The following is an 11,833-nucleotide window of genomic DNA, read 5'->3' on the forward strand; positions in this document are numbered from 1 at the left end:
GACATCATGTCTCAGACAGGCCGTACGGCCGCGCTTGCCAGTGACGGGCCGACTATACTGGATGCCTTGCCACACCCGGTGCTTCTGGTTGCGCCGGATGGCGTGATCGAGTCCGCCAACATGGCCGCGGAAATTTTCATGCGGTCCAGTGTATCGGTGCTCCGCCGCCATCCAATCAGTGACTTTGTTCCTTTCGGGAGCCCCTTGCTGACCCTGATCGAGCAGGTGCGCGAACGCAGCGCGCCGGTCAACGAATACAAGGTCGACATCGGTTCTCCGCGCATCGGAGCGCCGAAGGTGGTCGATATCAACGCTGCGCCGGTATCGGAGCGGCCGGGGGCTGTGGTGCTGATGTTCCAGGAACGCACCATGGCGGAAAAGATCGACCGGCAGCTGACGTCCCGAGGAGCCGCCCGCACCGTGACGGGCCTTGCCGCCATGTTGGCGCATGAGATCAAGAACCCGCTGTCAGGAATTCGCGGCGCGGCCCAGCTTATAGAGCAGTCGGTGCCAGCCGAAGACCGGGCGCTGACACGTCTGATCATGGATGAGACCGACAGGATCGTGAAGCTGGTCGACCGGATGGAAGTTTTTTCGGACGAACGGCCGATCGAAAGAGAGCCGGTCAATATTCACGTGGTTCTGGACCACGTGAAGCGCTTGTCGGATTCCGGCTTTGCCCGCGGCAAACGCATTGTGGAGATTTATGATCCGTCATTGCCTCCGGTTTATGCCAACAAGGATCAGCTGATTCAGGTTTTCCTGAACCTGATCAAGAACGCCAGCGAAGCGATTGGTGATGATCCTGATGGTGAAATTCGCGTTTCGACGGCGTTTCGGCCGGGTGTGCGGCTGTCTGTTCCCGGTACAGACGAAAAGGTCAGCCTGCCGTTGGAGTTCTGTGTTCAGGACAATGGACCGGGCGTTCCGGAAGACCTTCTTCCGCATCTGTTTGAGCCGTTTATCACGACAAAGACCAATGGCTCAGGCCTTGGTCTTGCACTCGTTGCCAAGATCATTGGTGACCACGGCGGTGTCATCGAATGTGACAGCCAACGCCAGAAGACTGTATTCCGCATTCTGATGCCCGCATTCACGGGTGACAGCACAGCTTCGTCCGACCGGACCAGCAGAGGAACCGAGTAACCATGCCGACGGGCACGATTTTAGTTGCAGACGACGACGCAGCCATCCGCACCGTTCTCAACCAGGCCCTGTCCAGGGCAGGTTATACGGTGCGGCTGACTTCCAACGCCTCAACGCTCTGGAGATGGGTCTCATCCGGCGATGGCGATCTTGTGATCACCGACGTGGTCATGCCGGACGAAAATATCTTCGACGTGCTGCCACGCATGAAAAAGATGCGGCCGGAGTTGCCGGTTCTGGTGATGAGCGCGCAGAACACCTTCATGACGGCCATCAAGGCGTCGGAAAAAGGGGCGTATGAATATCTGCCCAAGCCATTCGACCTGAAGGAGCTGACCAGCATTGTTCAGCGCGCGCTGGAAGAACCGAAGAAGCGGCCGGCTGTCGACCTTGATGATGCGGGTGAGGGCATGCCTCTTGTGGGGCGGTCTCCCGCGATGCAGGAGATCTACCGGGTTCTTGCAAGGTTGATGCAGACCGACCTGACGGTGATGATCAACGGCGAATCCGGTACCGGCAAGGAACTTGTCGCAAGGGCGCTTCATGACTACGGCAAGCGGCGTAACGGACCATTTGTTGCAATCAACATGGCGGCCATTCCACGGGACCTCATCGAAGCCGAGTTGTTCGGTCACGAGAAGGGCGCCTTTACCGGAGCACAGAACCGCAGCTCCGGCCGGTTTGAACAGGCAGATGGCGGTACATTGTTTCTGGACGAAATCGGCGACATGCCGATGGAAGCTCAAACCAGGTTGCTGCGCGTCTTGCAGCAGGGCGAATACACCACTGTCGGTGGTCGCACTCCGATCAAGACGGACGTCAGGATCATTGCTGCCACCAACAAGGACTTGCGGCACCTGATCAACCAGGGCCTCTTCCGCGAAGATCTTTATTTCCGGCTGAATGTGGTTCCAATCCGCCTGCCACCGTTGCGCGAGCGCGTGGAGGACATTCCGGATCTGGTGAGGCACTTCTTTACGCTCGTTGAAAAGGAGGGGCTGCCGGCAAAGCAGATCGACCAGGGAGCGCTCAATCTTCTGCGCCGGTATCGCTGGCCTGGAAACGTTCGCGAGCTGGAGAACCTCGTTCGTCGTTTGGCCGCGCTGTATCCGCAGGACGTGATCAGCGAAAACCTGCTGGAGCAGGAGTTGAGTCAACCTTCGGTCTCGCCGATGGAAGAGGAATCCCAGGAGACCGTCAATCTCGGTGGGTCGGTCGAGCGTTATCTATCCGGCTATTTCGACACGTTCGGAGATGCCTTGCCGCCTCCCGGCCTCTATCACCGCATCCTGAGGGAAGTGGAGTATCCTCTGATCAGCGCAGCATTGGCGGCGACGCGCGGTAACCAGATCAAGGCGGCAGAGCTTCTCGGGGTCAACCGGAACACACTGCGCAAGAAGATCCGGGATCTCGACATCCAGGTGATGCGGTCCACCCGATAGTCTTTTCAGGACAGGTGGCAAATTGCTGCGGTCAGGCCGAAAGGTCTGGCCGCTTTTTTGTTCCAGGTGCAGGTTGTCGTGACGAGTGGTCTAGTGATTCACAGAGTGGGAAACCGCTAAGGAGAGAATTTCGTCCTCAATATCAGCCTGGTTTCATGGGTTCATCTGAAGGAAAATTCCAATTTCAGGCAGGGCATTCATTTTGTGAATGCTGCAAAAAAAGAATAACGAATTCAGATGTGTGCGATAAAGTGATCGCCTGTCCACCGCAAATTTTCTGCGCCTCTTCTGGTCTGTCGCAATTTCGCAACATTGTGTGATAAGTTTGCCGCAAATACAGCAAGACAGTCCGCATTTGGCGAGCTGAAATCAAAAGAGACCGAATGATACTGGAAGCAGTACAAGAACCCGTCGCTCAATCCAGCGCCGCAGGCAAATTCTGGCGGCGTGTGGGTCTTGCGATCATCCTGCTTGCCCTCGTATCCATCGGTGTCACCTTCGTTATCCTGATGGGGTTGACATCCATCGATCCCACGCGTGAAGTCATCATGGTCGCAATGACCATAAATGGTGCGCTCGCGGCAATTCTCGTGGGTGTCATCGCCTTCGAGATCCTGAAGTTGTGGCAAGCGCGGCGGCGCGGACGGGCTGCTGCTCGCCTTCATGTGCGGGTCGTGGCCCTGTTCAGCGTGGTTGCGGCTGTGCCGGCCGTTCTCATGGCCATTCTGGCGGCGATCACGCTGGACCGCGGCCTTGATCGCTGGTTCGAGGACCGTACGCGTCAGATCATCGACAACGCCCTGACCGTCGCTCAGGCCTATCTTCAGGAACACGCCAGAGTTCTGCGCGGCGACCTGATCGCCATGACCAACGATATCGACCGGGCGAAGGCGGTTTATGAATTCGAGCCGACCCGTTTCGATCAGTTCTTTGCCACGCAGGTTTCGCTTCGCGGTATCCTCGCGGCCTTTATCCTGAACGAGAACGGCGAGGTGGTTACCCGCGTCGTCATAGATCCCAACGCGGAAGTGCCGCTGCCGCCTGCCGACAGTTTCTTCAAGGCGAAATCCGGGGATCCGATCCTGATCGCGCCTGGAAGTTCCAACCTTGTCGGCGGTGTCATGAAACTGTCCGCCTATGACAATTTCTATCTCTATGCCGTTCGCGCCATAGATCCGCGCGTTGTCGAATATCTGCGTCTTGCCGAGACGGGTGCTTCGCAATACCAGCAAATGGAGAATAGCCGTTTTGGCGTCCAGGTGGCCTTTGCTCTGGTCTATCTCGGCGTCGCGCTGGTGTTGCTCTTGTCGGCAATTTGGATAGGTTTCGGGTTTGCCAATCGGCTTGTGTCGCCGATCCGAACGTTGATTTCGGCAGCGGACGAGGTGTCCAAAGGCAATCTTGTCGTCAAGGTTCCGACCGAGAAATCCGGTGGCGACCTCGCCAACCTGGGCGAAACCTTCAACAAGATGACCGGTCAGCTTCTCGGCCAGCGTGATGCGCTTCTGGCGGCGAACGAACAGATCGACCGCCGCCGACGCTTCAACGAAGCGGTTCTTTCCGGAGTGTCCACCGGCGTCATTGGCGTTGACGATGAAGCCTCGATCATGCTGATCAACCGCTCCGCCCTCGAATTGCTGCAGCTGGATGAAGTGCAGATACTCAACAAGTCTCTGATCGAGGTGGTGCCGGAGCTGAACGACTGCATTTCCGATGTCTTGAAGAATGACAGTGACAGGGTTCCGGAAACGCAGATCGAGATTGCGCGGGGCGGACGGCTGCGGACGATCAACGTGCGTATAACGAGGGAGCAGTCTACTCGGCGTGAGCATGGTTTTGTGGTGACGCTTGACGACATTACAGATCTGGTTTCGGCACAGCGCAATTCGGCCTGGGCGGATGTTGCCCGGCGCATCGCGCATGAGATCAAGAATCCGCTGACACCGATCCAGCTCTCGGCAGAACGCATCCGTCGCCGCTACGGCAAACGCATCGAGGAGGACCGGGAAGTCTTCGATCAATGCATCGACACCATTGTTCGGCAGGTGGGCGATATCGGCCAGATGGTGGACGAGTTCTCGTCCTTCGCCCGTATGCGCAAGCCAACGAAGACATCTGGAGATCTGCGCGAGGCGGTGCGCGATGCAGCGTTCATGCAGTCGGTGGCAAATCCGGAAATCAGCGTTACCGCGGATGTTCCGTCCAGTCCGGTAACGGCCGTCTTTGACGCGCGCCTGGTTGGCCAGGCCCTGACCAATGTGGTCAAGAATGCTGCAGAGGCGGTGAGTGCGCGTATCGGAGACGATTTGCCCAAAGGCAAGGTGACCGTGCATTTGCGCGGTGAACTGGAAGACGGCAGCGGCCGGATCGTGATTGATGTCATCGACAATGGCATCGGGCTGCCGGAAGAAAATCGCAGCCGGCTTTTGGAACCCTATATGACAACCCGGGAGAAGGGGACGGGCCTTGGCCTTGCCATCGTCCGCAAGATCCTGGAAGACCACGGCGGTGGCATCGAATTGCTCGACGCCCCCAAAACCAACCCAGAGGACACGGGCACGCTCGTTCGACTGACATTGGCAGCACATGCCGAGATCGAGCCGGAGACCGACCTGCAAAACCAGACTGTGACTGCCCATGGCGCATGATATTCTTGTCGTAGACGACGAAACCGATATTCGCGAAATGATTGCCGGCATCCTGGATGATGACGGTTATGGAACGCGGACCGCGCACGATTCAGACAGCGCCCTGGCCGCAGTGAAGGAGCGCAAGCCTTCGCTTGTCATTTTGGATATCTGGTTGATGGGAAGCCGCCTCGACGGCCTCGCCCTGCTCGATATCTTCCGTGAAACGGATCCTGAAATGCCGGTCGTGATCATCTCAGGTCACGGCAACATTGAAACAGCGGTCTCTGCCATCAAGCGCGGGGCCTACGATTACATCGAAAAGCCGTTCAAGGCAGACCGGCTGGTTCATATCGTCGAACGTGCTCTGGAAGCTTCCAGCCTGAAACGTGAAATCCGCGATCTGAAGCAGCGCAGCGGCGAAACCAGCGAAATCATTGGCAACTCCTCGGCTGCCCACAACCTTCGGCAAACCATCCAGAAGATTGCGGGAACGAACAGTCGCATCCTGATTGTCGGTCCTTCCGGTGCGGGCAAGGAACGTGCTGCCCGGATGATCCACGACATGTCGCCGCGTGCCAAAAGCCCGTTCGTTGTGCTGAACGCTGCAACCATCACGCCGTCGCGGATGGAAGAAGAACTTTTCGGCATCGAGGATGAGAACGGCAATCTACGCAAGATTGGTGCGCTCGAAGAAGCACACGGCGGTACGCTTTACCTCGACGAAGTCGCCGACATGCCCGCCGAAACCCAGGGGAAAATCCTGCGGGTTCTCGTAGAGCAGAGCTTCGCCCGTGTTGGTGGCACACAGAAGGTTCAGGTCGACATTCGCATCCTGTCCTCGACATCGAAAAATCTCGAGGAACACATTGCATCGGGCCTGTTCCGGCAGGATCTCTACCACCGTCTGAGCGTGGTTCCCCTGCGTGTGCCCGGTCTTGCAGAACGGCGTGAGGATATTCCGGTATTGGTGCATCACTTCATGCACCAGATTTCCGGTGCTTCGGGCATTCCGCAAAGGCCTATCGGTGATGACGCCATGGCGGTTCTGCAAACGCATGACTGGCCGGGCAACGTGCGTCAGCTACGCAACAACGTCGAACGTCTGATGATTCTGAGCCGTGGCGATCCGGACAGCACCATCACCGCGGACCTGCTGCCAGCGGAAATCGGCGAAACTCTGCCGAGCCTGCCCACGTCAGGTACGGGAGAACACCTGATGTCCGTGCCTCTTCGCGAGGCCCGGGAGATCTTCGAGCGTGAATATCTTCAGGCCCAAATCAAGAGATTTGACGGGAACATCTCGCGGACTGCCGAATTTGTCGGTATGGAACGCTCTGCGCTTCACCGGAAGCTGAAAACCCTGGGCATGACCTGAGGTACTTCGGGAAGCGATAGGTAACGGCAAGGCGGGAAAGGGATCTTTCCATGAAAATCGTGATTTGTGGCGCGGGGCAGGTGGGCTACGGCATTGCCGAGCGTCTGGCTGCGGAACAGAACGACGTGTCCGTTATCGATTCTTCTCCCCAACTGATCAACGCCATTGGCGATCAGCTGGACGTGCGTGGCTTTGTCGGGCACGGCGCACATCCGGACGTTCTTGCACAGGCCGGGGCCGAAGAGGCCGACATGATTGTTGCCGTCACGCTTTATGACGAGGTCAACATGGTGGCCTGTCAGGTGGCGCATTCGCTCTTCAACGTTCCCACGAAGGTCGCCCGTATCCGGGCGCAGTCCTATTTGCAGGGGCGCTGGCGCAATTTGTTTTCGCGCGATCACATGCCGATCGACGTGATCATCTCGCCTGAAATCGAAGTTGGCGAGATGGTGCTGCGCCGTCTGGCGCTTCCAGGCGCCGTCGAGACTGTCAGGTTTGCCGACGATCAGGTTGTTGTTGTCGGGATCATGTGCGAGGAGGACTGCCCGGTTGTGGACACTCCCTTGCGCCAGCTTACTGAACTCTTCCCGGACCTTGGGGCCGTTGTCGTCGGCCTTTATCGCAATAACAGGCTGTTTGTTCCAAAGAGCAGTGATTCCATTCTGACGGGTGATCTTGCCTATGTGGTTGCCCGCCGCGACCAGGTTCGCAGAACGCTGAGCATTTTCGGCCACGAGGAACCGGAAGCGGCCCGTGTCGTGATTTGTGGTGGTGGCAACATCGGGCTCTATGTCGCCAAGGCGCTTGAACAGCGTCAGTCCGGAACGAAGATCAAGCTTATCGAAGCTTCCCGTGAGCGGGCGATGGCTGTTGCCGATGAGTTGAAGCGATCGGTCATCCTGCATGGCAGCGCGCTGGATCAGACGATCCTGAATGAAGCCGATGCCGGCGATGCCGATACCATGGTGGCTCTCACCAACGAGGATGAAGTCAACATTCTGTCTTCCGTCATGGCGAAGAAGCTTGGCTGCAAACGCTCCTTGTCGCTGTTGAACAATCCGAGTTACCCGGCTTTTGCCAATGCGCTGGGGATTGATGCGTTTATCAACCCGCGCGCCGTAACCATCTCTCGTATTCTCCAGCACGTGCGACGTGGTCGTATCCGCGGCGTTCATTCGCTTCAGAACGGGGCTGCGGAAATTGTCGAGGCGGAAGCGCTAGATACGTCGCCGCTGGTCGGCAAGCCGCTTAGGGTTATCGATCTGCCGTCCGGTATCCGCATTGGTGCGGTTTTCCGCGGCGGCGAGGTGCTTACGCCTAATGGTGACCTGCAGATCCAGGCGCAAGACCGTATCGTGATCTTCGCGGTTGCGAACCGCGTGCGTCAGGTAGAACAGATGTTCCGCGTCAGCCTTGACTTCTTTTAAGGCTGAGTGGCTTCTTTCTGGCCTTGCTTTTGTCTGACCGAAAGGTCAAAACTTTCAAAAATACCAATCGGTTCGTTTCGAACCGTCCTGTTCTGGAGGAACCATGAGCCGGATTGCCTATGTCAACGGCCAGTATGTACGTCATGCCGATGCTGCGGTGCATGTTGAAGACCGCGGTTATCAGTTTGCCGATGGCGTTTATGAAGTCTGTGAAGTCTGGCAGGGCAAGATCGTCGACGTTCCGCGCCATCTGGACCGCCTTGGCCGGTCCTTGAGTGAGCTGCGCATAGACTGGCCAATGGCTCGCAACGCCGTGGAATTCGTGCTGCATCAGGTAGTCCGTCGGAATCTGGTTCGCAACGGACTGGTTTATATCCAGGTGACGCGCGGTGTTTCCAAGCGCGATCACTTCTTCCCGCCGGCGCACGTTGCGCCGTCGATCGTTGTGACCGCCCGTTCGTCCAGCCCGACTGCTGCCAAGGCACAGGCCGAACAGGGTATCTCGGTGTTCAGTTATCCGGAAAACCGTTGGCCGCGCGTTGATATCAAGACCGTTGCGCTTTTGCCGAACGTGCTGGCGAAACAGAACGCCAAGGAACAGGGCGGCAAGGAAGCCTGGTATGTGGATGCCGACGGCAATGTCACCGAAGGCGGATCGACCAACGCCTGGATCGTTACCAAGGAAGGCGTTTTGGTCACCCGGCCGGCCGAGAGCGGGATCCTGCGCGGTATCACACGCGCCGTGGTTCTCGATCTCGTCCAAAAGGAAGGGCTGACGTTTGAGGAAAGACCGTTTAGCCTTGAGGAAGCTTTCGATGCGAAGGAAGCATTCGTCACGGCAGCGACGACTGTCGTGATGCCTGTGACACGTTTGGACGGCAGGATTATCGGAAACGGTCATCCTGGATCGGTGGCAACCCGATTGCGCGAATTGTTCCATACTGCTACTGATTTGCAGGCGGTATGATTCGATTGGCCTTATTGGGTCGAAAGTACGAAACTATTTTAGACCGAGGCAGACGGTCTTGACTGGTGGGCTATACGAAAAGCGGGCGGTGCGTCAAACATAAGTCATTGATACTGAACGGCTTTTGACGGTAGGCTGCTGAAACGCCGGATGCTCGGCCGCATCCGGGGCAAATAGGATAAAAAGACTGATGGCTGAGCGCGCACAAAATCTCCAAGACACTTTTCTTAATCACGTTCGCAAGCAAAAAACTCCTCTGACGATTTTTCTGATCAACGGTGTGAAATTGCAGGGTGTCGTGACATGGTTCGACAACTTCTGCGTTCTGCTGCGTCGTGATGGGCATTCCCAGCTGGTTTACAAACACGCGATTTCCACAATTATGCCAAACGGACCTGTTCAACTGTTCGATCAGGCTGAGGAAAACGCTGAAAAGGCAAGCTGATTGAAACCGAAGTCTCGCGCAGACGATTTTTCTAAATCCAACGGTTCCGAGGAACCTGGTCAGAAATCTCTAAGGTTGAAAGATACTGGGGTAGACCGTCTGCCCCAGCCCTTCCGTGCGATGATTCTGGAGCCGGTTCTGCAGTTGCGTGGCGAATCCGCGCAGACAGAACTTCGCGGCAATCGCAGCCCGGAAGCGCGGCTGGAAGAAGCCCTCGGCCTCAGTGCTGCCATCAATCTCAATATCGCGCATTCCGGCGTTGTCCGGGTCAACAATCCCAAGCCTGCAACCCTGTTTGGCGATGGCAAGGTTGCCGAGCTTGCCGGGATCGTTGCAAGCGAGGATCTGGATCTCGTTGTCATAGATCATCCGCTCACCCCGGTTCAGCAGCGCAACCTTGAACGCCGGCTGAAGACCAAGGTCATCGACCGCACAGGTCTTATCCTGGAGATCTTTGGCGATAGGGCCCGCACCAAGGAAGGTCGGCTTCAGGTCGATCTGGCGCATCTGACCTGGCAGAAGAGCCGTCTCGTCCGCTCCTGGACCCACCTTGAGCGCCAGCGCGGCGGCGCAGGTTTCATGGGTGGTCCGGGTGAAACCCAGATCGAGGCCGACCGGCGCCAGATTCAGGACCGGATCATTGCGTTGCAGAAACAGCTGGAACAGGTTCGCCGGACGCGTGACCTGCACCGCAAGAAACGCAAGAAAATTCCGCAGCCGGTTGTTGCGCTGGTCGGTTATACCAATGCCGGTAAATCGACGCTTTTCAATCGGATGACCGAATCTGACGTTTTTGCCAAGGATCTTCTGTTCGCCACGCTCGATCCGACCTTGCGCAAGGTAGCCTTGCCGCATGGTAAGGAAGTCATCCTGTCGGATACGGTGGGGTTCATCTCCGATCTTCCGACCCATCTGGTCGCCGCATTCCGGGCGACGCTGGAAGAGGTGCTTGAAGCGGATCTCATCCTGCATGTGCGGGACATTTCGCATCCGGACACCGAAGCGCAGGCAGAAGACGTCAAGAAGACGCTGACCGATCTTGGTGTTGACGCGTTGACGGGCGCGCCGATCATCGAAGTCTGGAACAAGATCGACTGCCTTGATCCGGCTTACCGCGACAAGTTGCTGGAAGATGCCGGTGAAGAGGGGCCGATTGCCCTTTCCGCGCTGACCGGCGAAGGGATCGAGCAGCTTTATGCCCGTGTCGATGCTTTCATGGCGCAGCACGACGACATCCTGACTGTGAAGATCCCTGTTGCCGATGGCGCTTTGCTGGCGAAACTTTATCAGATGGCAGAGGTGCTGGAACGCACCGATGCCGAAGATTTCGTAACGGCGGAAGTGCGCGTTTCCGACAAGCAACGTGGCCCGTTTCGCGAGCTTTATGCCGCTTATCTTTAGCTAGTCTGAAGGAAAGCCGGAACGAGCCGAGCAGGGGGAACTATTTGTTCTTCGCTGCCTGCCAGGCTGCTTCCATCTCATCCAGCGTCATCGCTTCAAGTGTCGTGTCCGTTTTCACTGCGTGATCTTCTATGGCTGCAAAACGCTTGCGGAATTTCCGGTTTGTACGCCTGAGAGATTCTTCCGGATCGATGTCCAGATGCCGGGCGAGGTTTGCAAGCGCGAACAACGTGTCGCCGAGTTCGTCGGAGATCCGGTCTTTGTCCGGAGCGGATTTGGCGAGTTCCTCGTCGAGTTCGTGGGTTTCTTCTCTGATCTTGTCCAGAACCAGTCTGGCATCGTTCCAGTCAAAACCAACCCTTGAAGCCCGTCGCTGCAGCTTTTCGGCTTCCTGAAGGGCCGGAAAGGCGGTCGGGACGTCGTCGAGAAAGCCCTTTTGCGCTTCTTCCATGCCGAGCGCTTCCCTGGCGGCTCGCTTTTCCGCTCGCTCTTCAGCCTTGATCCGTTCCCAGATACCTTTGACCAGTTCCGGTTTTTCTCCGTTTTCGTCACCGAAAACATGCGGGTGCCTGCGGATCAGTTTTTTTGTAATGGCTTCGACCACATCGCCAAAGTCAAAGTGGTCGTCTTCTTCAGCCATGCGTGCATGGTAGACGACCTGAAGCAACAGATCGCCGAGCTCCTCGCGCAGTTCCACCAGATCGTTCTTGGCAATGGCGTCCGCGACTTCGTAGGCCTCTTCCAGCGTATAGGGCGCGATGGTCGCGAACGTCTGTTCCAGATCCCAGGGACAACCGGTCACAGGTTTTCTGAGCGCTGCCATGATTTCGATAAGGCGGGAAATGTCGCGGCTGGGTTTCATTGTCGGTCCGTTACTAGAATGAGGTATGCGTCAATAATGCCAAGTCTTGAGCTTAAAATACGAGAGCATTATCGAACCGATTAATCCCAAGATGGCGACAGTCACCCTAAAAATCTTGAAGGGTTTGGAACCGCCCTC

9 protein-coding genes are annotated in these 11,833 nt (G+C 57.1%); 8 read left to right on the forward strand and 1 reads right to left on the reverse strand.

Annotated elements, in window-relative coordinates; genetic code table 11:
• Positions 1-6: 6 nt before the first annotated feature.
• From FIV03_RS20110 to hflX, 8 genes are all read left to right on the forward strand, one after another.
• Positions 7-1,146: a nitrogen regulation protein NR(II) gene (locus tag FIV03_RS20110; protein WP_035909465.1), complete on the forward strand. Its 1,140-nt coding sequence runs from the start codon at positions 7-9 to the stop codon at positions 1,144-1,146.
• Positions 1,147-1,148: 2 nt separating this feature from the next.
• Positions 1,149-2,588 carry a nitrogen regulation protein NR(I) gene (ntrC, locus tag FIV03_RS20115; RefSeq protein ID WP_022998584.1) on the forward strand — a complete coding sequence of 480 codons (1,440 nt, stop codon included), beginning with the start codon at positions 1,149-1,151 and terminating at the stop codon, positions 2,586-2,588.
• A gap of 383 nt (positions 2,589-2,971) precedes the next feature.
• Entirely contained in the window at positions 2,972-5,236 is a 2,265-nt protein-coding gene (locus FIV03_RS20120) for a PAS domain-containing sensor histidine kinase (RefSeq protein ID WP_152510741.1), read from the forward strand.
• Positions 5,226-6,593, forward strand: a complete 1,368-nt coding sequence (locus FIV03_RS20125; protein ID WP_022998586.1) for a sigma-54 dependent transcriptional regulator — start codon at positions 5,226-5,228, stop codon at positions 6,591-6,593. Before FIV03_RS20120 ends, FIV03_RS20125 begins: the two co-directional genes overlap by 11 nt.
• Positions 6,594-6,643: 50 nt before the next feature.
• Positions 6,644-8,020 carry a Trk system potassium transporter TrkA gene (trkA, locus tag FIV03_RS20130; protein WP_022998587.1) on the forward strand — a complete coding sequence of 459 codons (1,377 nt, stop codon included), beginning with the start codon at positions 6,644-6,646 and terminating at the stop codon, positions 8,018-8,020.
• 103 nt (positions 8,021-8,123) lie between these two features.
• Positions 8,124-8,987 (forward strand): D-amino-acid transaminase, encoded by an 864-nt coding sequence (locus FIV03_RS20135; protein WP_022998588.1) that lies wholly within the window; start codon positions 8,124-8,126, stop codon positions 8,985-8,987.
• 187 nt (positions 8,988-9,174) lie between these two features.
• Complete coding sequence (hfq, locus tag FIV03_RS20140) at positions 9,175-9,432, forward strand: RNA chaperone Hfq (RefSeq protein ID WP_173006241.1); 258 nt, start codon at positions 9,175-9,177, stop codon at positions 9,430-9,432.
• Positions 9,433-9,552: 120 nt separating this feature from the next.
• The gene (hflX, locus tag FIV03_RS20145) at positions 9,553-10,833 is read left to right on the forward strand and encodes a GTPase HflX (protein ID WP_152511997.1); all 1,281 of its coding nucleotides are present in this window, start codon (positions 9,553-9,555) and stop codon (positions 10,831-10,833) included.
• 40 nt (positions 10,834-10,873) lie between these two features.
• Here the strand turns inward: hflX and mazG are convergent, their stop codons facing one another.
• Positions 10,874-11,695: a nucleoside triphosphate pyrophosphohydrolase gene (mazG, locus tag FIV03_RS20150; protein ID WP_152510742.1), complete on the reverse strand. Its 822-nt coding sequence runs from the start codon at positions 11,693-11,695 to the stop codon at positions 10,874-10,876.
• Positions 11,696-11,833: the final 138 nt, after the last annotated feature.

It is taken from the genome of Labrenzia sp. THAF187b, from assembly GCF_009363375.1.
Classification (GTDB): Bacteria; Pseudomonadota; Alphaproteobacteria; order Rhizobiales; family Stappiaceae; genus Roseibium; species Roseibium algicola.

What these genes read in the sequence shown, in the direction of transcription:
- FIV03_RS20120 (WP_152510741.1), top strand. Translation starts at nt 2,972, where the DNA reads ATGATACTGGAAGCAGTACAAGAACCCGTCGCTCAATCCAGCGCCGCA.
- FIV03_RS20110 (WP_035909465.1), top strand. Translation starts at nt 7, where the DNA reads ATGTCTCAGACAGGCCGTACGGCCGCGCTTGCCAGTGACGGGCCGACT.
- ntrC (WP_022998584.1), top strand. Translation starts at nt 1,149, where the DNA reads ATGCCGACGGGCACGATTTTAGTTGCAGACGACGACGCAGCCATCCGC.
- FIV03_RS20135 (WP_022998588.1), top strand. Translation starts at nt 8,124, where the DNA reads ATGAGCCGGATTGCCTATGTCAACGGCCAGTATGTACGTCATGCCGAT.
- trkA (WP_022998587.1), top strand. Translation starts at nt 6,644, where the DNA reads ATGAAAATCGTGATTTGTGGCGCGGGGCAGGTGGGCTACGGCATTGCC.
- mazG (WP_152510742.1), bottom strand. Translation starts at nt 11,695, where the DNA reads ATGAAACCCAGCCGCGACATTTCCCGCCTTATCGAAATCATGGCAGCG.
- FIV03_RS20125 (WP_022998586.1), top strand. Translation starts at nt 5,226, where the DNA reads ATGGCGCATGATATTCTTGTCGTAGACGACGAAACCGATATTCGCGAA.
- hflX (WP_152511997.1), top strand. Translation starts at nt 9,553, where the DNA reads ATGATTCTGGAGCCGGTTCTGCAGTTGCGTGGCGAATCCGCGCAGACA.